The organism is Geodermatophilus sp. Leaf369 (assembly GCF_001424455.1).
Lineage (GTDB): Bacteria > Actinomycetota > Actinomycetes > Mycobacteriales > Geodermatophilaceae > Klenkia.
This window is the reverse complement of record NZ_LMQA01000001.1, coordinates 1,563,277-1,584,647: the sequence shown is the minus strand read 5'-3', so window position 1 is coordinate 1,584,647 and position 21,371 is coordinate 1,563,277. Positions and strand designations below refer to the sequence as shown.

Sequence of the window (21,371 nt, the reverse complement as noted above, 5' to 3'; positions counted from 1 at the left end):
GGCGGGCGGGGCTGGCAGGGTCGGGCCGGTGAGCGCACCGGCCCGCCAGGAGTCCGCCGTCGCCGCTGCCGTGGCGGCCGCCCGCACGCTGGGGCTGGCCGTCGAGGAGCCCCGGGTGCTCTACGACGTGTTCTCCGTCGTCGTCCACCTCGCACCGTCCCCGGTGGTCGCGCGGGTGCCCACGGTGCTGGGTCGCACGGTGCTGGCCGACCGGAGCGCGCAGCTGCGCCAGATGCGGCTGGAGCTGCAGGCCACGGCGTGGCTGGCCGGCACCGGGTTCCCGTGCGTCCGCCCTGCGCACCCCGAGCCGCTGCAGGCCGGCGGGCACGCGTCGACCCTGTGGGAGCTCGTCGACCAGCTGCCCGACCCGGTCGGCGAGGCCGAGAGCGGTGCCGTGGTGGCCCGGCTGCACGCAGCGCTGGCCACGTGCCCCGTCGACCTGGACTGGCTGGTGCCCCTGGACCCCTCGGTGCCCGACGGGATCGTCCAGCTCGCCGACACCAGGCCCGGCCACGTCACCGCCGACGACGTCGAGCGCGCCCTCGCCGAGTGGGCGGTGCTCGAGCCGTGGGCCACCGACCCGACCGTGCACGCCGCGGTGTTCCCCGACGTGCCGGTGCAGCCGGTGCACGGCGACGCCCCGTTCTACAACGTGATCGTGACCGCCGACGGGGTGCTCAGCTCGGACTTCGAGCACGTCGGGCTGGGCCCGCGGGAGTGGGACGTGGCCGGGGTGCCCGCCGGCGTGCGGGCCGGGTACGACGGGGCCGCCGCCGAGCTGGGCCTGCCCGGGCTCGACCTGCAGGTGCTGGCGCTGTGCGAGCGGGGCCGGCTGCTGCAGCTGCTCGCGGTCTTCCCGCTGGCCGACGCCGTGCCGGGGATGGTCGACGCGCTGGAGCCGCTGGTCGCAGGATGGCGGGACTCGCCCCCGCTCACCGACCTGCGGACGCCGCTGACCTGAGGGCGTCTCAGACGCCCGCGGGCTCCAGGACGGCGTCGCAGACGACCAGCAGGCGCTCGCGGAGGGCCGCGCCGCGGGCGGCGAAGCCGCGCTGGGCGGCGGCGTACTCGGCCTTGCCGGCGGCGGTCTCGATGCGCACGGGGGACCAGCCGCGGTCGGCCAGGTCGTACGGGCTGGCCCGCATGTCGAGCTCGCGGACGTCGGCGGCGAGCACGAAGCAGTCGGCCAGCAGCTCGCCGGGCACGGCGGGGGAGAGCTTGTAGGCCCACTTGTAGAGGTCCATGGTGGCGTGCAGGCAGCCCGGCTGCTCCAGCTCGGACTGGGTCTCCCGGGTGGGCGTGAGGCTGTTGCGCCCCACGGCCGGCTCGGTGAAGAAGCGGAACGCGTCGATGTGCGTGCACTGCAGCCGGTGCCCCTCGACGACGGCGTCGGTGCCGGCCGACCCCAGCCGCAGCGGCACGGCGCCGTGCCGGACGTCGTCCCCGGAGCGGTAGACCATCGCCCACTCGTGCAGCCCGAAGCAGCCGAACTGCCCGGCCCGGGACGCCGTCCGCTCGAGCAGGGACGCCGTCCAGCCGGCCGCCGTCCCCCGCTTGGCCCGGAACGCGGCGACGTCGAGGCCGACCGACCCGTCCCCGAGCCGGGCGTACATCGGCCAGCCCAGCCGCTCCTCGGCGAGCTCGCCGGTCACCGCCGTCCCCACGCCGGGGTGCCAGCGCAGCAGCTTGGCGGGCGACTCGGAGTAGTAGGTGAAGAGGAAGTCCCAGACCGGGTGCGTCTCGCGCCGGCTGCGGCGTTCCTGGTGCGGGCCCACCCAGGGCAGCAGCCGCTCGCGGTGCGCGGCGGCCCGGACGGCCGCGACGTCGGGCGGCAGCACGGTCACGGCTCGAGGGTAGAGCCGGGTTCCCTTGACAGTGGTCGCGCGTTCAACGATCGTCCGACCCAGCCGTGACCGCGGTCACCACCCCAGCTGAGGAGACACCCGTGCCCGTGGAGACCGACGTCCTGGTGGTGGGCACCGGCCCCGCCGGCGCGTCCGCCGCGCTGTTCCTGGCCACCTACGGCACGCGCGTCCTCGTCGTCACCAAGTACGGCCGGCTGTCCCAGGAGCCACGCGCGCACATCACCAACCAGCGGGCCATGGAGACCCTGCGCGACATGGGCGTCGAGCAGACGCTCACCGCGCTGGCCACCCCGTGGGAGCTGATGGGCACCACCACGTTCTGCACCAGCCTGGCGGGGGAGGAGCTCGGCCGGATCCCCTCGTGGGGGACCGACACCGTGCGGCACGCCGACTACGAGCTGGCCAGCCCCTGCACGATGCTCGACGCCCCGCAGACGATCACCGAGCCGGTGATCGTGAAGGCCGCCCAGGACCGGGGTGCCCGGGTGCGGTTCGAGACCGAGTACGTCTCCCACGTCCAGGACGACGACGGCGTCACCACCACGCTGCGGGACCGGATGACCGGCGTGGAGTACGAGGTGCGCTCCCGCTACCTGGTGGGTGCCGACGGCGCCCGCAGTGCCGTCGCCGCCGACCTCGAGCTGCCCTTCGAGGGCCCCGGCGCGGTGGGCGGTGCGCTGGGCATCGTGTTCCGCGCCGACCTGACGCACCTGGTCGCGCACCGGCCCTCGGTCCTCTACTGGATGCTCCAGCCGGGCGCGGAGAAGGAGGGCGTCGGGCTGGGCGTGCTGCGGATGATCAAGCCCTGGACCGAGTGGATGCTGATGTGGGGCTACGCGGTCGCCGACGGCCCGCCGGAGCTGACCGACGCGTTCGTCCGCGAGCTCGCCGTGGGCCTGGTGGGCACCGACGACTTCGAGATGGAGGTGCTGTCCGGGTCGCCGTGGACGGTCAACCACCACTTCGCGACGACGATCGCGAAGGGCCGGGTCTTCTGCGCCGGGGACGCCGTGCACCGGCACCCGCCGACCAACGGCCTGGGCTCCAACACCTCGATCCAGGACGCCTACAACCTGGCCTGGAAGCTCGCCCACGTCGTCGCCGGGACCGCCGACCCCGCGCTGCTGGACTCCTACGACGCCGAGCGCGCCCCCATCGCCCGGCAGGTCGTCGAGCGGGCCAACCAGTCGATCGCCGACACCGGCCGGATCATGGCGGCGCTGGAGCTGACCGACACCACCGACGTCGAGGTGCTCGAGCGCCAGCTCGCGCTGCGCCGGGCACCGGGCCCCGAGGGCGACCGCATCCGGGCCGCCGTCCGGGACGCGATCGCGCACAAGGCCTACGAGTTCGACGCGCACGGCGTGGAGCACAACCAGCGCTACGCGTCGGGCGCGGTGGTCCCCGACGGGACGCCGATGCCGGCCTACGAGCGGGACGCCGAGCTGTACGCCCGGCCCACCACCTGGCCCGGCGCCAAGCTGCCGCACACCTGGGTCACCCGCGACGGCCGGGAGGTCTCCACCCTGGACCTGGTCGGGAAGGGCCGGTTCGCCGTCGTCACCGGCGTCGGCGGTGAGGCCTGGGTGGAGGCCGCCGCCGAGCTCGGTGCCGAGCGCGGGCTGCAGCTCACCGCCGTCCCGATCGGGCCCGGGCTGCCCTACGACGACCCGTACGGCACCTGGGCCGGGCTGCGCGAGACCGCGGACGGCGGGGTGCTGCTGGTCCGCCCCGACGGGTACGTCGCGGCCCGGCAGCTCGCGGCCCCGGCGTCGGCGGAGCAGGCCCGGGAGTGGCTGGCCACCGCGCTGGACGCCGTCCTGGGGCGTCGTCCGGCCTGAGTGACCCCCGGGGGTGGCAGCGCGACTACCGTGGCTGCCTCTCGTCCAGCGCCACCCCCAGGGAGTCTGCGAACCGTGCCGAGTGCCACCCCTGAGGTCCCGACCGATCCCGTGCTCGCCGCCGAGCAGGAGCACGTCACCGGGCTGTACGCCCGGCTCGACGCTGCCCGCGAGCTCGCCGTCACCCGCCGGCAGCAGGCCATCTCGGCCCCGCTGGTCGACAACGCCCAGGCGATGGGGGAGAAGGAGGCCGCGGTCCGCTTCCACGGCACCCGGATCGTCCAGCTGGACGCCGCGGAGGCCGGCCTGGTGCTCGGGCGCCTGGACCGGGAGTCCACCCCGCAGCCGCTGTACGTGGGCCGCACCGGGCTGCCCGCCGACGACGCCGGCGGCGACCCCGCGCTGGTCGACTGGCGGGCCCCGGCGAGCCGGCCGTTCTACACCGCCACCCCGTTCCGGCCCGAGGGCGTCACGCGGCGTCGGCACATCCGCACGCTGGGCCGTGTCGTCACCGACGTCGACGACGAGGTGCTGGTGCTCGCCGAGGGCGAGGAGGCCGACGAGCACGGGCTGACCGGCGAGGCCGCGCTGCTGCGCGCGCTCACCGCCGACCGCACCGGCCGGATGACCGACATCGTGCGCACCATCCAGGCCGAGCAGGACCAGATCATCCGCTCGGACTCGCGCGGGATCCTCGTCGTCCAGGGCGGGCCGGGCACCGGCAAGACCGCCGTCGCCCTGCACCGTGCTGCCTACCTGCTCTACACCCACCGCGACCGGCTGGCCCGCAGCGGCCTGCTCGTCGTCGGCCCCACCCCGACCTTCCTGCGCTACATCGCCGACGTGCTGCCCGCGCTCGGCGAGACCGGCGTCGTGATGGCCGGGCTGGGCCAGCTGCGCCCCGGCCTGGACGCGACCGCGCTGGACGGCCCCGAGACCGCCGAGGTCAAGGGCCGCCTGGACATGGCCGCCGTGATCGCCGCGGCGGTCAAGGAGCGGCAGGGCGTGCTGCGCGGCACCCGCGAGGTCGTCGTCGACCGGGAGCGGATCCGGCTGCGTGCCGGCGACATCAGCCGGGTGCGCACCCAGGCGCGGCGGGCGTCCCGGCTGCACAACCTGGCCCGTCCGGCGTTCTACCGCGGCCTGGTCGACCTCATCGCGCAGCGGGTGGCCGACCGGCTGGGCTCCGACGTCCGCGGCGGGGAGAACCTGATGGACGCCGAGGACCGGCGCGCGTTGCGTCAGGAGATCGCCGGCGAACCCGCGGTGGCCGACCTGGTGGAGGAGCTGTGGCCGCTGCTCACCCCCGAGGAGCTGCTGCGCGACCTGTTCTCCTCGGCCGACCGGCTCGCCCGGGCCGGCCGCGACCTCTCCGAGGCCGACCGGGCGCTGCTGCTGCGCCCCGCGGACGCGCCGTGGACCGTGGCCGACGTGCCGCTGCTGGAGGAGGCCGACGAGCTGCTCGGGGTGGACGACAGCGCCGAGCGCGCCGCGGCCGCCCGCCGCCGCCAGGCCGGGGTCGACGACGCCCAGCGCACCCTGGACCTGCTGCACGGCTCCCGCTCGCACGACGCCGACGACGACGAGGAGTCCGAGGAGCTCACCGCCGCCGACCTGCTCGACGCCGAGGGGCTGGCCGACCGCGAGGAGGAGGCCGACTACCGGTCCACCTCCGAGCGGGCCGCCGCCGACCGCACCTGGACCTTCGGGCACGTGGTGGTCGACGAGGCGCAGGAGCTGTCGGCGATGGCGTGGCGGGTGCTGGCCCGCAAGTGCCCGACCCTGTCGATGACCGTGGTCGGCGACCTGGCCCAGACCGGCTCGCTGGCCGGTGCCTCGAGCTGGTCGGAGGTGCTCACCCCGCACGCCCGCACCCAGTGGCGGCTGGCCCAGCTGACCGTCAACTACCGCACGCCGACCGAGATCATGGACGTCGCCGCCGACGTGCTGGCCGCCTCGGGCTCGGAGCTGGAGGCGCCCCGTTCGGTGCGCAGCAGCGGCGAGCACCCGCGCGCCGAGCGGGTGGACGAGCGCGAGCTGCTCGACCGGGTGGTCATGGTGACCTCGGACCTGTCCGGCAAGGGCGGGACGACGGCGGTCATCACCCCGGTCAGCCGCTTCGACGCGGTGCTGGCTGCCGTCTCGGCCGAGCTGTCCTCCGTCACCGCCGGCGCCGGCGCTGATTCCTCGGCCGGCACCGTGGTGTTGCGTCCGGCCGAGGCGAAGGGCCTGGAGTTCGACTCCGTCGTCCTCGTCGAGCCCGAGCGGGTGCTCACCGAGGGCGTCCGCGGTGACAGCGACCTCTACGTGGCGCTCACCCGGGCCACCCAGCGGCTGGCCGTGCTGCACACCGGCGACCTCCCCGCCTCGCTGCACCGCCTGACCGACTGACGCCCCACACCCCAGGCAGGGGAAGCCCTGCACCCGTCGACGAGCCCCGCAGGTGGGTGCGGGGCATCCCCTGCCCGGGGGTGGGGCGGGGGTGACACTGACCGGGTGCTGAGCGACGACGAGGTGCTGGCCGCCGCCCGCGCGGTGGCGGCCGAGGACGAGGACCGGGCCGGCGTGGCGATGCTGGTCGCGCTGCACGGCGGGGCCCCGGGGACGGGCACCGGCGACGACCGGGCGCTCGCCGACGACCTCGACCGGGCCTGGCGGGTGCTCCGGGCCGCCGCCCCGGACACCACCGTCCAGGACGCCCTCGCGGCGTTGGCCCACCTGCGCTTCCGGCCACCCGGTCCGGCGGAGGAGCCCTCCGATGCCCCGCTCGCCGCCTGGCGCCCGGCCGACACCGGCCGCGGCGACCGGGACGCCGAGGCCGCCCGGGTGCACGACGCCGTCCTCGCCGGCCGGCACCTGCGGGTCGTGAACTGGCACAACACCCCCGCCTCGCACGCGGCCGAGCTGCGGCGCGAGCTCACCTGGTACGCCGCGCGGTTCGCCCCGGTCACCGAGGCCGAGCTGCACACCGCGCTGGACACCGGCCGCTGGACCGACCCGCGGCCCGGCGTCGTCCCGGCGTTCTTCGACGGCTTCGCCAGCGCCGCCGAGGTGGCCGCACCGCTGTGCGAGGAGCTGGGCCTGGTCGGCTGGTTCTACCCGCCGACGGAGTTCCTGGACTGCCCCGCCGCCGAGCAGCGCGCCTTCGCCGCCGAGCACGACCTCGGCGTGCTCGACGAGGACCTGCCCGGCGACGCACCGCTGGCGATGAGCTGGGACGCGCTGGCCGACCTCGCCACCCGGCACGTCGTCTGCGGGCACTCGGCCACCCACGCCAGCTCGGCCTCGGTGCGCACCCCGGCCGACGTCGACCGGCAGGTGCACCGCCCGCTGGCCCGGCTCACCGAGGTGATCGGCCGCCGTCCGGCCGCCTGGGCCTGGCTGGGCGGCACCCCCTTCGACCCGGCCGCCCCCGGCGATGCCGCCGTCGCCGCGTCCGACGTCCGGCTCTGGACCTCCAACGCCGCCGTCGAGCGCCTCCACCCCTGACGAGAAGGGCGCTTCTCGTCAGCGGGGGACCAAGATCGACTCGCGTGTGACGTGCGGAACCCCGACTGTTCAGCGGTGATCGACTCACGACGGAGTCGCGGGTTCTCGCGACGGTCCTTCCTGGCCGCCTCGGGGGCCGGTGCGCTGGCCCTCGCCGGGTGCGGCACCGGGTTCGAGCTGCAGCGCGGGGACGGCACGGCCAGCCGCGAGGGCCGGCTCAGCTTCACGCTGTGGGCCGGTGACGCCGAGCTGACCGCGTTCACCACCGTCGCCGAGGAGTGGTCACGCACCAGCGGCATCCCGGTGGTGTTCAACGTCGTCCCGTTCGGCGAGGCGTTGACCGGCATCGACGCGGGCCTGGCCAGCAGTCGGGCGCCGGATCTGTTCCGGGTGACCTACCAGGACATCGGCATCTACGCCGCCGGCGACGCCCTGCTCGACCTCACCGACCTGCTGCCCAGCGGGTTCGTCGACGGGTTCGGCCCGGCGTTCGTCTCCGCGGTGCAGTCCGAGGGCCGGGTCTACGGCGTGCCGCACCACACCGACACCTCCCTGGTCCTCTACGACACCGAGGCACTCGCGGGGGCCCGCATCCCCGAGAGCCTGGACGACGCCTGGACCTGGGAGGAGTTCGGCTCGATCGCCCGGTCGCTGCCGACCGGGGAGGCCCAGTTCGCCTTCGGGGTCAACTGGCAGCTCGCCGGGGCCTACCGCTGGCTCAACTGGGTCGACCAGCTCGGCGGCCGGCTGCTCACCGAGGACCTCACCGGGCCCGCGATCGACAGCCGGGCGGGCCGGGACGCCCTGGCGTTCACCCAGTCCTTCTTCACCGACGGCCTGGTGCCGCGGACGACGTCGACCAAGGGCGCCTACGTCGACGAGCTGTTCACCGCCGGCACCATCGCGATGGTGTTCGCCGGGGACTTCCTGCTGCCCACCATCGACCCGGCCTTCCTCAGCGCCGGCCGCGAGTACGGCGCGACGTTCCTGCCCCGGGACGAGCGGGCCTCGGCCGACCTGGGCGGCAACGCCGTGGTCGCCACCTCGCAGTCGAAGAACCCCGAGGCCGCCGCGGACTTCCTGGCCTACCTGTCCGGGGACGAGGCCCAGGCGCTGTTCTGCGCGCAGGCCACCGTGCTGCCCACCCGGACGGCGCTGCTGGACCAGCAGCTGGACTACGCCGTCCGCCCCGACCTCATGGAGCTCTTCGTGCAGCAGGCCACCACGATCACCCCGGAGCTGTCCGCCCAGGTCACCGTGCCGCAGTTCAACGCGGTCAACGCCTCGATGGTCGACCGGCTGGAGCAGGCGTTCCTCTCCGGGGACGACCCGGCCGGGGTGCTCGCCGACCTCTCCGACGACATCGCCGGCCGGCTCTCGTGACCACGGCGGCCCCGGCGGCGGTCACCGCGCCCCTGCCCGAGGACGACGAGGAGGAGCGGCCCACCAGGAAGCGGCGCGGCGCGTGGAAGGACTCCGCCGCCGCCTGGGCGATGCTCTCGCCGAACCTGCTGGTGTTCGGGCTGTTCCTGCTGCTCCCGCTGCTGGCCACGTTCTGGCTCTCGCTGTACTCCTCCTCGGGGTTCGGGCCGCGGGAGTTCATCGGGTTCGAGAACTACAGCGAGCTGTTCGGCGACGACACGTTCTGGCGGGCCACGCTCAACACCGGGGTCTACGCGCTGCTCACCGTGCCCGTCTCGCTGGTGCTCGGCCTCGGGGTGGCGCTGGCGATCAACAGGCCGATGCGCGGTCGCGGGCTGCTGCGCGGCATCTACTACGTGCCCTACGTGATCAGCGGCGTGGTCATCGCCGTCGCCGGCCGGTGGGTGTTCAACGAGAACGTCGGGGTGGTCAACCGGCTGCTGCGCGGGGCGGGTCTGGACGGCGTGCCCTGGCAGTCCGACGGCGTCGGCGCGATGGCCTCGCTGGTGCTGATCAGCGTGTGGACCAAGATCGGCTTCTGCATGGTCGTCTACCTGGCCGGGCTGCAGTCGATCCCGACCGAGTACCTGGAGGCCGCCCAGATGGACGGCGCCGGGCGGTGGACCCGGCTGCGGCACGTCATCGTGCCGCTGCTCAAGCCGACGACGGTGTTCCTCGTCGTCCTGGGCGTGATCGAGAGCTTCCAGGTGTTCGACATCGTCTACGTGCTCACCGGCGGTGGCCCGGGCAACGCCACCGAGATGCTCGTGACCTACGCCTACGCCGAGGGCTTCGACGCCCGCCGGCAGGGCTACGCGGCGACGATCGGCGTGGTCACCTACCTGCTGATCGCGGTGCTGACGGCGCTGTGGTGGCGCCGCCAGAAGGCGACGGAGGCCGACCAGTGACCACCCTGCAGAACAGGCCCGAGGCGCCGCGGCGGACCCCGAAGCGCGGTGGGGCCGGGTGGATCTCCGGGCGCAAGGTCGCACTGGTCCTGGGCGCGGTGGTGATGCTCTTCCCGCTGTACTGGATGGTCGTCACCGCCTTCAGCGGGCAGGGCTCGCTCACCAGCGGCCCGCTGCGCTGGTTCCCGGAGAACCCCACCCTGGACGGGTTCCGCCGGGCCTTCGAGCTGCTGCCCTTCGGCAGCTTCTTCGTCAACTCCCTGGCCATCGCGCTGGTGGCCATGGCGCTGTCGGTGACACTGAACCTGATGGCCGGCTACGTGCTGGCCAAGTACCGGTTCCGTGGCCGGCAGGCGGTCTTCGTCGTCATCGTCTCGACGCTGATGATCCCGGTGCAGGTCGTGATGGTGCCGCAGTTCCAGCTGGTCGCCGGGCTGGGTTGGATCGACTCCTACTGGGCGGTGATCGTGCCGCGCGCGGCGGAGGCGTTCGGCATCTTCCTGTGCCGGCAGTTCATGCTCGCCATCCCCGACGAGATCCTCGAGGCCGCCCGGATGGACGGCGCCGGGCACCTGCGGGTGTTCTGGTCGGTGGTGCTGCCGATGTGTCGGCCGCTGATCGCGGTGCTGGTGATCCTCACGTTCATGTACCGCTGGAACGAGTTCGCCTGGCCGCTGATCGTGCTCAACGACCAGCAGCTGTTCACCGTGCCGATCGGGCTGGCGTTCCTGCAGGGCGAGTACGGCACCGACTACCCGGCGCTGATGGGCATGGCGCTGCTGTCGACGCTGCCGGTGCTCGTGGTGTTCGCGCTGTTCCAGAAGCAGTTCGTGGAGGGCGTGGCCCGCAGCGGCCTGCGCTGACCCCTCCGGGTGGCCCGAACGACGTCCGGCCGCGGGGCGCGGGAGACTGACCCCATGGGGTTCACCTCGCTGTACACGCACGGGTTCGCCCGGGTCGCCGCGTGCACCCAGCGCACCGCGCTGGCCGACCCGCCGGCCAACGCCGCGGCCGTGCTGCGCCAGGCGCGGGCCTGCCACGACGACGGTGTCGCGGTCGCGGTGTTCCCCGAGCTGACCCTGTCCGGGTACTCGATCGAGGACCTGCTGCTGCAGGACCCGCTGCTGGACTCGGTCGAGACCGCGCTGCAGACCGTGGTGGAGGGCAGCCGCGACCTGCTGCCCGTGCTCGTCGTCGGCGCCCCGCTGCGGCACCGCAACCGGGTCTACAACTGCGCGGTGGTGGTGCACCGCGGCCGGGTGCTCGGCGTCGCGCCGAAGTCCTACCTGCCGACCTACCGGGAGTTCTACGAGCGCCGCCAGCTCGCCCCCGGCGACGACCAGACCGGCACGGTCCGGGTGGCGGGCGAGGACGTGCCCTTCGGCCCCGACCTGCTCTTCGCCGCCACCGACGTGCCGGGCCTGGTGCTGCACGCCGAGGTCTGCGAGGACGTCTGGGTGCCGATCCCGCCGAGTGCGCAGGCCGCGCTGGCCGGGGCCACCGTGCTGGTCAACCTGTCCGGCTCGCCGATCACCGTCGGCCGGGCCGAGGACCGCCGGCTGCTGGTGCGCAGTGCGTCCTCCCGCTGCCTGGCGGCCTACGTCTACGCCGCGGCGGGGGAGGGCGAGTCGACCACCGACCTGTCCTGGGACGGGCAGACCCTGGTCTACGAGAACGGCGTCCTGCTGGCCGAGACCGACCGCTTCCCCGACGGCGACCGGCGCGCGGTGGCCGACGTCGACCTGGACCTGCTCCGCCAGGAGCGGGCCCGGATGGGCACCTTCGACGACAACCGGCGGCACCACGATCCCGTCACCCGGACGGTCGACTTCACGCTGGCCCCGCCGGACGCGGACCTCGGCCTGCGCCGGGAGCTGGAGCGGTTCCCGTTCGTGCCCAGCGACGACGCCCGGCTGGCCCAGGACTGCTACGAGGCCTACAACATCCAGGTCGCGGGCCTCGCCCAGCGGCTCGGTGCGATCGGCGACCCCAAGGTGGTCATCGGGGTCTCCGGCGGGCTGGACTCCACCCACGCGCTGATCGTCGCCGCCCAGGTGATGGACCGGGTCGGCCGCCCGCGCAGCGACGTCCTGGCCTACACGTTGCCCGGCTTCGCCACGAGCGACCACACCAAGGGCAACGCCTGGGCCCTGATGCGCGCCCTGGGCGTCACCGCCGCGGAGCTGGACATCACGCCCACCGCCCGGCTGATGCTCGAGGAGATCGACCACCCGTTCTCCGACGGGCAGGACGTCTACGACGTGACGTTCGAGAACGTGCAGGCCGGGCTGCGGACGGACTACCTGTTCCGGATCGCCAACCACCGCGGCGGGATCGTGCTGGGCACCGGCGACCTGTCCGAGCTGGCGCTGGGGTGGTCCACCTACGGCGTGGGCGACCAGATGAGCCACTACAACGTCAACGGCGGGGTGCCCAAGACGCTCATCCAGCACCTGATCCGCTGGGTGATCGGCTCCGGCCAGTTCGACGCCGAGGTCGGCGGCATCCTGCAGGCGATCGTGGACACCGAGATCAGCCCCGAGCTGGTGCCGGGGGAGACCGCGCAGTCCACCGAGGCGTCGATCGGGCCGTACGCGCTGCAGGACTTCACCCTGTTCCACGTGCTGCGCTACGGGTTCCGGCCCTCCAAGATCGCGTTCCTGGCCTGGCACGCCTGGCGGGACGCCGAGGCCGGCGACTGGCCGCACGGCTTCCCCGAGGCCAAGCGGACGGCGTACGACCTGGCCGAGATCCGCCGCTGGATGGAGGTCTTCTGCCAGCGGTTCTTCGGGTTCAGCCAGTTCAAGCGCTCGGCGATGCCCAACGGGCCCAAGGTGTCGGCCGGCGGCTCGCTGTCCCCGCGCGGGGACTGGCGGGCCCCCTCGGACGGCTCGGCCGCACTCTGGCTGGCCGAGCTGCGGGACAACGTCCCGGGGTGAGCATCCGCCCGACGGCCGCCGAGGTGGCGGCGACGCTGCCCGGGGACGACCTGGTCCCCGACGCCGCCGTCGTGATGGACACCGCGTTCTCGCTGCCCGCGCCCCCGGCCGCGGTCTGGCCGTGGTTCGTGCAGCTGGGCAAGCGGCGCGGCGGGTACTACCTGCCGCGGTGGGTCGAGGCGCTCACCCCGCCCGCCCGGCGGGGCCTGCGGCACCTGGAGCCCCGGCTGCTGGACCTCGCCGTCGGCGACACCATCCCCGACTGGGGCGGCCGGCACGCGACCTTCACCGCCGCCGTCCTGGAGCCGCCGCACACCCTGGTGCACCGCTCCACCCGCGGCGCCGTCCGGCTGACCTGGGCGATCGCGCTGCGCGCGGAGGGACCGGGCACCCGGGTGCAGCTGCGGTTGCGGCTGGCCGGGGTGCGCCGGCAGCGGCTGGCCCGGGTCGTCGGCGGGGCCGCGGACCGGCTGACCGTGGCGGGTCTGGCCATCGGGTTGCGGGAACGCCTCCGCTGAGGAGCAGGATGGTCCGATGGCCACCGTCGAACGACACGTCTCCGCCGAGCCCGCCGCCGTCTGGGCCGTGCTGGCCGACGGCTGGGCCTACAGCAACTGGGTGGTGGGCGCCTCGCACGTGCGCGCCGTCGAGGCGGCGTGGCCTGCCGTCGGCACCCGCATCCACCACGCCCAGGGCAACTGGCCGGTGACCCTGGACGACGAGGCGGTCGTCGAGCAGAGCGAGCCCGGGCACCGGCTGGTGCTGCTGGCCAAGGGCCGCCCGCTCGGCTCGGCCCGGGTGGAGGTCGTCCTGCACCCCGCCGACGGCGGCACCCGCGTGGTCTTCACCGAGACCCCGGTGTCCGGGCCGGGCAGCTGGCTGCACAACCCGGTCAGCGAGGCGGTGCTGGTCAGGCGGAACGTCGAGGCGCTGTCCCGGCTGGCCGCGATCGCCGAGCGCCGGACCACGCCTCAGGACTGAGCGAGCCGCTGGGGTGCGTGCCGGGTGGGCTCCCGGTACAGCGGGTACAGCTCGCCGACCGTGCGGGCCGCGGCGGCGACGTCCAGCCAGGCCGGCCCGCCGACCCGCTCGGTGGCCTCGGGGGTGAGCCGCACGGGCCGGCGGTCCGGGCCCTCGGCGACCCCCAGCCCCACGAGGTCGCTGCCCCTCGCCAGCAGCCGCTGCAGCACCCGCTCGCCGATCCGGCCGTAGGACAGCGTCTCCACCTCCAGGCCCGGGACCAGCACCTTGGCCACGTGCACCCCTCTCACCTCGGTCGCGGCGACGAGCAGGTCGAACCCGGCCAGTCGCTCCCGGTACAGCGCCAGCGTCTCCGCCGGCCCGTGCACCGCCGACGTGGGCAGCCCGGCGAAGGGCACCTCGGTGCGGCGCGCCCACAGCGGGGCGAGCAGGTCCGTCAGCTCGGGGGTGCCCAGGCCGGTCCAGGCGGTCATCGCCGCCAGCGCCCGGGGCTCCTGCTCGGGGAGCGGGGCGGCCAGCTCGTCGGCCAGGTAGTCCGGGTGCCGGGCCCGCACCCCGGCCAACGGGCCGAAGGCGAACGCCCGCCGGGCCCGGGACGAGGCCAGCTCCAGCACGGCCTTGCGCACCGCCTCGGCCCGGTCGGGGGCGGCGGCCTCCCCGATCGCGCTGACCACCACCGGCACCTCGGCCGCCGGGTCGGTGGCCACCGCGTGCACCACGACGGCGAACTCGGTGCTGGCCAGCTTCACCGTCACCTGCAGCCCGGCCCCCTCCAGCGCAGCGATCGCGGCGAGGGCCTGGGGGTCGTCGATGCCGGTGACCACCCGGCCGGTGTCCAGGGCGCGGAAGTCCACGGTGTTGCCGTCCCGCTGGAGCAGCTCCCCGATGCCGTGGCCCACGGCCCGCTCCATCGTGTCCCCGGCGCCCATGCCGTTGGTGATCGGGGTGACCAGCCAGCCCCCGGCCGGGGGAGGAGCGGCGATGCCGGCGGCGTGCGGGGCGACGAACTCGGCCGGCACCAGCGCCTCCTCCCCGGTCGCCCAGCGGGTGGTGGGCAGCCAGCGCAGCGGGCGGTCCGGGTCGTCGTCCGCGCCGGCGGGGAGCACCAGCGTGCGCGGGTCGGCCACCCGGTCGGCCCCGCGCTCGGCCACCAGCTCGCGGAAGGAGGCGGTGCGCGGCTCCCGGGCCAGCAGGGCGTCGTCGAGCAGCACCTGCTCGGCCAGCTCGCCCCACGCGCCGATCGCCGCGGCCTCCTCGGTCGCCCCGTAACCCACGCCGTGCCCCGACCGGGTGCCGTCGGCAGCCCGCCACACCGTGGCGGTGACCGGGATGCCGGTGCGGTCGTAGCCGCGCAGGTCCAGCTCGGTGGTGCGGCCCTCGGGCAGGGCGGCGCGGTAGGCGGCAGCGGGGTCGGTCACGCACCCACGGTGCCCGGCCGGCCGGCCCGGCACACTCAGTCCCGGCCGGGGCGCCCGCGCTTGACCACGTACATCGCCTCGTCGGCGGCGGTCAGCATGGTCTCCGGGGTCGACGCGGGCCCGCTGAGCGCGACCCCCACGCTGACCCCGACCTGGTGCCGGCCGGCGCTGGACCACAGCGGGTCGGCCATCGCCTCGGTCACCCGCTCGGCGAGCGCCGCCGCCACGGCGGGGTCGGCGACCTCGGGGCACATGAGCACGAACTCGTCGCCCCCGATGCGGGCGGCGGTGTCGCCGGGCCGGACGACGGCGGCGAGCCGGACCGCGGCCTGGGCCAGCACCTCGTCCCCGGCGGCGTGCCCGTGCGCGTCGTTGACGGCCTTGAACCCGTCGAGGTCGCAGTACAGCAGGGCCACCTGGTCACCCCGGCGGGCGGCGGCGACCAGGGCGTGGTCGAGCCGGTCGACCAGCAGGCTGCGGTTGGGCAGCCCGGTCAGCGGGTCGTGCAGCGCCGCGGTGCGCAGCTGCTCCTCCAGCTCGCGCTGGGCGGTGACGTCGGCCATCGCGACCACCGCACCCAGGAACCGGCCGGAGACGTCGCGCACCTCGGTCGCCGAGCAGGACACCGTGCGCGGGCACCGGTCGTGCGGGTGGATGACGATCTCGGCGTCGGTGACCCGGCCCTCGGTGTAGGCCCGCAGCAGCGGCACCTGGTCGGCCGGCAGCGGGGTCCGCCCGTCGGCCTCGAACAGGTCGTAGGCGGTGGGCAGCTCCGCCGGGGTGAGACCGCTGTCGGTGTCGTGGCCGTGCCAGAAGCGGCTGACCTGGTTGAACAGCGTGATCCGGCCCTCGGCGTCGGCAGCCACCACGCCCACCGGCAGCGCCTCCAGCAGCGCCCGGTCGAAGGCCTGGGTGCGCACCAGCTCGTCATTGGCCCGCACCAGCTCGGCGCGGGCCGCCTCGCCGATCCGGGCGGCCCGGCGGCGCTCCAGCAGGGCCACCACCACCCAGGCGAGGTCGTTCAGCCGGGCCACCTGGTCCTCCGTGAGCACCCCCGGCACCTCGTCGCTGACGCACAGCGTGCCGATGACGACCCCGTCGACCACCAGCGGTGCACCGGCGTACAGGCGCACCCGGGCCCAGCGTCCGTCGACCCAGGCGCTGTCGACGAACCGGGGGTCGGCGGCCAGGTCGGGGGAGACGAAGACCCCGCCGAACTGCGCCACCCGGTGGCAGGGCGACTCGTCGCGGGGTGACGCCCCGCCGGTGAACCCGAAGGTGGCCGGCTGGGTCATGACGTCGGTGTCCAGCAGGTGGATCCCGGCGAAGCGGGTGCCGCAGACCGTCGCGGCCAGCCGGGTGACGGCGTCGAGCTCGGCGTCGGACGGCGCGTCGAGCAGGTCGAGGTCGACCAGCACCCGGTGCTGGCGCTCCCGCTGCGCGGCGTCGTCGTCCGGCGGGTCGAGGACGCCGTCCCCGTACCGCTCGCTGAGCATGCCCACGTCCCACCCGTCCTGTCGGCGGACCCGTCGTCCGTCAGGAGGACAACGGCCCGGACGCTAGTGGTCTTGAGACGTCCCGGACAGGGTCCCCCGGCCGGGGGAGGAGGTCACCCGACCAGCTGACGCACCGTCTCCACCACCGCGACGACGGCGAAGACCGCGAAGAGCACCGCGGCGACCCGGCGGATCAGCGGGATGGGCAGCTTGTCGGCGAGCTTGGTGCCCAGGAAGACGGCCAGCCCGGAGACGACCAGCAGCGCGGCCCACGCGCCGACGAAGACCGAGAGCGGCTCGTCGTAGCGGGCGGCCAGGCCGGCGGTGGCCAGCTGAGACAGGTCGCCCCACTCGGCGGCGAACAGCACGCCGAAGGAGATCGCGGCCGCGCGCAGGAACGGGGTCTTCTCGCGCTGCTCGGCCTCACCGCCGTCCTCGGGTCCGCTGTTCGCGCTGCGCCACAGCAGCACGGCGCCGACCAGGAACAGCAGCGCGACGATGCCGCTGACCAGCGCCGCGGGCAGCAGCGAGAGCAGCGAGCCGGCGGTGACCGCGATGGCCACCTGCACGGCGAACGCGGTGCCGACGCCGACGAAGACCGGCAACGGGGCGAACCGGGTGGCCAGCACCAGGGTGGCGAAGAGCGTCTTGTCCGGCAGCTCGACCGGGAGGATCAGGATGAACGCCGCAGCGACGACGGACAGGACCACGGGGGCCTCTTCTCTGCTCGGCGCGACCGGGCAGGGGGCGCACGCCTCCGACCGGCAGCGCCACGGGTGGGTGGACTGCAACAGTCGAAGGTCTCGCCCATCCGGTTCGCACCGGACCCGCTGACCGGGTGCCCCGGGGGGCACCAGCATGTCGACCAGCGGACGGGGGGCTACTCCCCTTCTCCGCCCGGGACCCTAGCCCATGCCGCCGCGGTGGCGGCACGCAGCACCTCCTTGACCGGGAGACCCCGCTCACGGGCCAGGGCGGCGACGTCCTCGAACTCGACGCTGACGTTGAGCACCCGGCCCGCGTCGTCCCGGGCGGTCTTGGTGCCCACCCGGCCGCCCAGGACGTCGACGTGGTCCTGGCTGCGGGCCAGGGCCACCTTGCCCACCGGTGAGACGCGCAGCCCGATCGTGGGGGTGTGGGCGAACACCGCCCGCTGGACGGCGGCCACCGTCTCGGGCCGGCACAGCGCGGCCAGCGTGTGTGCCGGGCGGCCCTTCTTCATCAGGATCGGGGTCAGCCAGGCGTCGCTGGCCCCGGCGGCGAAGAGCGCGTCGAGCACCCCGGGCCACAGCCGGGGGTCCAGGTCGTCGATGTTGGCCTCGAGCACCACGGGCGCGCCGGGGGTGGCCGCCGGCTCCCCGAGCACCAGCCGGACGGTGTTGGGCAGCTCGACCGGGTCGCGGCCGCCGGCACCGGACCCCACCCGGGCCGGCCGCATCCCGGGCATCGGGCCCCAGACGTCCACCAGCTCGGCGACCAGCGCGGCCCCGGTCGGGGTGCAGCACTCGTGCGGCACCGGTCCGGCGTGCACCGGCAGACCGGTCAGCAGCTCCAGGACCGCCGGTCCGGGCACCGGCACGACGCCGTGCTCCCCGCGGGCGGTGCCGCTGCCCAGCGCCACCGAGGTCGCGTGCAGCTCGGCCAGCCCGAGGTGGGCGAACCCGGCGACCACCCCGACCACGTCGGCCAGGGCGTCCAGGGCGCCGACCTCGTGGAAGTGCACCTCGTCGGCGGGCACCCGGTGCACCCGGCCCTCAGCCGCGGCCAGCCGGGCGAAGACGGCCAGCGCCCGCTCCCGGACGGCGTCGTCCAGCGTCGCGCCGCCCAGCAGCTCCCGGACGTCGGCCCAGGTGCGGTGGTGGGTGCTCGGCGGGGCGTCGACGTGCACCCGGGTGGCACCCAACCCGTGCCGGGTGACCTGCTCGGTGCGCAGCAGCACCGGTTCGACCGGCAGCCCGGCGACGGCGCCCTGCACCACGGCCAGCGGCACGCCGGCGTCGACCAGGGCGCCGAGCAGCATGTCGCCGCTCGCACCCGCCGCGAGGTCCAGCCAGCCGATCACGAGGTCATGGTGCCCCGCGCGGCGCGGCCCGGGTCAGCGGGGGATGGACCGCCGGGCGATCCGGGCGGCGAACACGCCGGCGGCGTAGCCGTTGTCGATGTTGGAGACGACCACGCCCGGGCTCGCCGAGTTGAGCACGGTGAGCAGCGCGCCGAAGCCGCCGAACGAGCTGGTCTGCCCGGTGGAGGTGGGGACGGCGACGATCGGCACCTCGGTCATCCCGGCGACCACGGTGGCGAGTGCGGCGTCCAGGCCGGCGACGACCACCAGGCAGTCGACATCGGTGAGCAGCGAGCTGTCGGCCAGCAGCGGGCGCATCCGGCTGCCCCCGACGTCGTCGACCCGGGTGACCTCGGTGCCGGTCACCTTGGCCACGAACGCGGCCTCGGCGGCGACCGGGGTGTCCCCGGAGCTGGCGCACAGCACGGCGACCCGGCCCCGCACCTCGGGCAGTGGGCCGACGGCGGCGGCCATCGCGGCGGCGTCCATGGTCGTGTAGGCGTCGTGCTCGCTGGCCAGGGCGACCAGCGTCTCCGCCGAGGCCCGGACGACGACCGCGGCCCGGTCGGGGAACTCGCGGCGGGCGTCGCGGACCAGGGCCAGGACCTGCTCGGTGCTGCGCCCGGTGCCCCAGATGACGTCGGGGCCGACGGTGGCGGGGGGCTGGCGGGTGACCACCGGGCTGGTGCTGGGCGGGCGCACCTCGGCCTGAGGAGTCTCCTGCCGGCGGGGGGCGGGCTCGGGCCGGACCGTGCGGCCGCGCTGCTCGCGCTGGCCGCCCGCACCGGGGACGGGCTCGACGAGGAGCCGAGCGAAGCCGCCCGCGCCGTCCTCGTCGGGGGCGTCGTCCTGCTCGTCGGCCGCCGGGGTCGGCTCGGCAGCGGGCCCGTCGCCGAAGAGCACGTCGGTGGGCCGGCCGGGACGCCGCGTCGCGTCGCTCGGGCCGGACTCCTCGGCGTGGGTCTGCGGCTGCACGTCAGTGACACTAACCGGCCCGTCCCCTGACTCCGGGTCATCCGCGGGGGCCGTGTCGGCGGGCAGCAGCTCGCCCTCCAGGAAGGTGGGGGACAGCCGGTAGACCGGCGCGACCTCGGCGGTCGGGTCCTCGGTGGCCCGGGTCTGGGTGACCCCGGAGAGCCGGACGACGCGGTCCCGGCCGCTGCGCTTGGCGTCGTAGAGCACGCCGTCGGCGGCGGCGAACAGGGTGCGCCGGTCGTCCCCGCGGGCCGCCGAGGCGATGCCCACGCTGATCGTGACCGGCACGTCGATGCCGAGGGCGGACCAGTCGTTGCCCGAGATCGACCGGCGGATCCGCTCCATCGCCCGCTCGCCCTGCTCGGCGGTGGTGTCGGGCAGCAGCACGACGAACTCGTCGCCGGCCCAGCGGCACACCTCGTCGCTGTCGCGCACTCCGTCGACCAGCAGCTGGGCGACGGCGCGGAGCACGGCGTCACCGCCGGGGTGCCCGGCGGCGTCGTTGATCGACTTGAAGTGGTCGATGTCCACCACGGCCAGCGCGGGCGCGGCGCCCGCGGCCAGCAGACCGTCGAGGCGGGCCTCGGCGTAGCGCCGGTTGGGCAGGTGGGTCAGCGGGTCCTCGTAGGCCTGGCGGCGCAGCTGGCCGGCGGCCCGCTCGGTCTCCAGCAGGCTCTTGCGCCGGCCGAACAGCTCGACCCAGCGGGTGCGCCGCTCGTCGACCCGGTCCAGCTCGTCGGCCAGGTAGGCCTGGAGGTAGGGCAGCGCACGGGCGGCGTCGTCGAGCTCGGCGTGCAGCGTGCACAGCTCGCGCAGCGCGGACCGGCGCAGGCGGGGCAGGCCGTGCTCGGTGGCCAGTGCCAGGGCGTGCGCCAGGTGGTCGTCGGCCGAGCGGACCCGGGCGGTGTCCCCGACCAGGCTGCCGGACCGACGCAGTGCCCGCCCCAGCGCCAGCTCGGCGGAGGCGAGCAGCCCGCGGTCGTCCTCGGAGGTCAGCGCGACGGCCTGCCGCAGCGGGGCGACGGCGGCCGGGCACTCGCCCAGCCCGACCAGCGCCCACCCGTGCACGACCTGGGCCTGGACCCGGCGGGGGTCACCGACCGGCAGCTCGGCGAGCGCCCGGTCGGCCAGCGCCCGGGACTCGGCGAAGTAGGGCCGGGCGTCGTCGGTGCGGGCGTCGTCGAGCAGGTTCTCCCCGACCTCGGCGCACAGCGCCGCCAGACGGGCGGCGGTGTCCCCCACCAGCGCGGCGGACCCGGCGCCGGGCACGTCGTCGGCCAGCCGGACGGCGGTGTCGTGGGCGCGCCGCTGGTAGTCCAGGGCCAGCGGCATGAGCTCGAGGTCGGCGAGCACCCCGGAGAGGGCGCCCAGGGTGTGCACCAGCAGCGGGCTGGCCGGCAGCGCCGGGTCCAGCAGGCTGGCGGCCTCGACCGCCTCGTCCATCGCGGCGTCGGTGCGGCGGGAGAGCAGCTCGATCCGGGCGTGCCGGGCCAGGCCGGCGGCGCGCTGCAGGTCGTCGTCGGAGGCGTCGAAGGCGGCCCGGGCGGAGCGGACCAGCGCGATCGCCAGCGCGGCGTGCGCGGCGGACTCCGAGCGGGTGCCCAGCTCGACGGCCGCGACCGGGGCGTCGTCGGGGGTCTCGGCGGCCTCGAGCAGCTCGGCGACCCCGTCGTGCAGGTCCAGCGGCTCCTCGGTGGCCGAGGCGTCGATCGGGTCACCGAGCAGGGTGAAACCGGCCATCCGCAACCGCCGGACCAGCAGCTCGGCGCGCAGCGTGTCGGCCCAGGCGCGGGCCAGGGAGGTCAGCGGGGCGCCGGCGGTGGGCGGCACGGAGAGACCGGCGTCGCCGTCGACGTCGGCCAGGAGCGTCTCGGCGAGGTCCAGCTGCCAGTTGGCCAGCGCGGAACTCACCTGCTCGTGCAGGACCCCGGGTGGCACGAGCGCAGAGTGCACGTTGGCGGTGCCGCTGTCACGC

At 75.3% G+C, this 21,371-nt stretch carries 16 protein-coding genes; 10 read left to right on the top strand and 6 right to left on the bottom strand.

The genetic code is table 11. The features are described from left to right. Nucleotides 1-28: 28 nt before the first annotated feature. Entirely contained in the window at nt 29-961 is a 933-nt protein-coding gene (locus ASG36_RS07805) for a phosphotransferase (RefSeq protein ID WP_055761567.1), read from the top strand. A gap of 7 nt (nt 962-968) precedes the next feature. Here the strand turns inward: ASG36_RS07805 and ASG36_RS07800 are convergent, their stop codons facing one another. Then, nucleotides 969-1,844 carry a hypothetical protein gene (locus ASG36_RS07800; protein ID WP_055761563.1) on the bottom strand — a complete coding sequence of 292 codons (876 nt, stop codon included), beginning with the start codon at nt 1,842-1,844 and terminating at the stop codon, nt 969-971. Nucleotides 1,845-1,945: 101 nt separating this feature from the next. Here ASG36_RS07800 and ASG36_RS07795 point away from each other — a divergent pair, with 101 nt between their 5' ends. The 9 genes from ASG36_RS07795 to ASG36_RS07755 all read left to right on the top strand — a co-directional run bounded on the left by ASG36_RS07795 (nt 1,946) and on the right by ASG36_RS07755 (nt 13,445). Then, nucleotides 1,946-3,706: an FAD-dependent monooxygenase gene (locus ASG36_RS07795; protein WP_157498641.1), complete on the top strand. Its 1,761-nt coding sequence runs from the start codon at nt 1,946-1,948 to the stop codon at nt 3,704-3,706. Nucleotides 3,707-3,781: 75 nt separating this feature from the next. Further along, the gene (locus ASG36_RS07790) at nt 3,782-6,097 is read left to right on the top strand and encodes an AAA family ATPase (protein ID WP_055761555.1); all 2,316 of its coding nucleotides are present in this window, start codon (nt 3,782-3,784) and stop codon (nt 6,095-6,097) included. A gap of 105 nt (nt 6,098-6,202) precedes the next feature. After that, nucleotides 6,203-7,195 (top strand): hypothetical protein, encoded by a 993-nt coding sequence (locus ASG36_RS07785; protein ID WP_055761551.1) that lies wholly within the window; start codon nt 6,203-6,205, stop codon nt 7,193-7,195. Between the two features lie 75 nt (nt 7,196-7,270). Continuing rightward, entirely contained in the window at nt 7,271-8,578 is a 1,308-nt protein-coding gene (locus ASG36_RS07780; protein WP_055761547.1) for an extracellular solute-binding protein, read from the top strand. Next, the gene (locus ASG36_RS07775) at nt 8,575-9,525 is read left to right on the top strand and encodes a carbohydrate ABC transporter permease (RefSeq protein WP_055761543.1); all 951 of its coding nucleotides are present in this window, start codon (nt 8,575-8,577) and stop codon (nt 9,523-9,525) included. The genes ASG36_RS07780 and ASG36_RS07775 overlap by 4 nt, the downstream gene beginning before the upstream one ends. Further along, the gene (locus ASG36_RS07770; protein ID WP_200944362.1) at nt 9,522-10,388 is read left to right on the top strand and encodes a carbohydrate ABC transporter permease; all 867 of its coding nucleotides are present in this window, start codon (nt 9,522-9,524) and stop codon (nt 10,386-10,388) included. Before ASG36_RS07775 ends, ASG36_RS07770 begins: the two co-directional genes overlap by 4 nt. A gap of 54 nt (nt 10,389-10,442) precedes the next feature. Continuing rightward, nucleotides 10,443-12,464, top strand: coding sequence for an NAD(+) synthase (locus tag ASG36_RS07765; RefSeq protein ID WP_055761541.1), 2,022 nt, complete (start codon nt 10,443-10,445; stop codon nt 12,462-12,464). Further along, complete coding sequence (locus ASG36_RS07760) at nt 12,461-12,982, top strand: hypothetical protein (RefSeq protein WP_157498639.1); 522 nt, start codon at nt 12,461-12,463, stop codon at nt 12,980-12,982. Before ASG36_RS07765 ends, ASG36_RS07760 begins: the two co-directional genes overlap by 4 nt. Before the next feature lie 16 nt (nt 12,983-12,998). Beyond that, nucleotides 12,999-13,445: an SRPBCC domain-containing protein gene (locus ASG36_RS07755; protein ID WP_055761538.1), complete on the top strand. Its 447-nt coding sequence runs from the start codon at nt 12,999-13,001 to the stop codon at nt 13,443-13,445. On the opposite strand, the gene ASG36_RS07750 is transcribed toward ASG36_RS07755, so the two are convergent. From ASG36_RS07750 to ASG36_RS07730, 5 genes are all read right to left on the bottom strand, one after another. Then, nucleotides 13,436-14,863, bottom strand: a complete 1,428-nt coding sequence (locus ASG36_RS07750; RefSeq protein WP_162245173.1) for a YcaO-like family protein — start codon at nt 14,861-14,863, stop codon at nt 13,436-13,438. The genes ASG36_RS07755 and ASG36_RS07750 overlap by 10 nt on opposite strands. A 35-nt stretch (nt 14,864-14,898) precedes the next feature. Next, nucleotides 14,899-16,359, bottom strand: a complete 1,461-nt coding sequence (locus ASG36_RS07745) for a sensor domain-containing diguanylate cyclase (protein WP_157498637.1) — start codon at nt 16,357-16,359, stop codon at nt 14,899-14,901. 113 nt (nt 16,360-16,472) lie between these two features. Beyond that, the gene (locus ASG36_RS07740; protein ID WP_055761528.1) at nt 16,473-17,069 is read right to left on the bottom strand and encodes a TMEM165/GDT1 family protein; all 597 of its coding nucleotides are present in this window, start codon (nt 17,067-17,069) and stop codon (nt 16,473-16,475) included. Nucleotides 17,070-17,239: 170 nt separating this feature from the next. Continuing rightward, entirely contained in the window at nt 17,240-18,421 is a 1,182-nt protein-coding gene (gene larC, locus ASG36_RS07735) for a nickel pincer cofactor biosynthesis protein LarC (RefSeq protein ID WP_055761524.1), read from the bottom strand. Between the two features lie 33 nt (nt 18,422-18,454). Beyond that, nucleotides 18,455-21,334, bottom strand: a complete 2,880-nt coding sequence (locus ASG36_RS07730) for a diguanylate cyclase domain-containing protein (RefSeq protein WP_235494696.1) — start codon at nt 21,332-21,334, stop codon at nt 18,455-18,457. Nucleotides 21,335-21,371 lie beyond the last annotated feature (37 nt).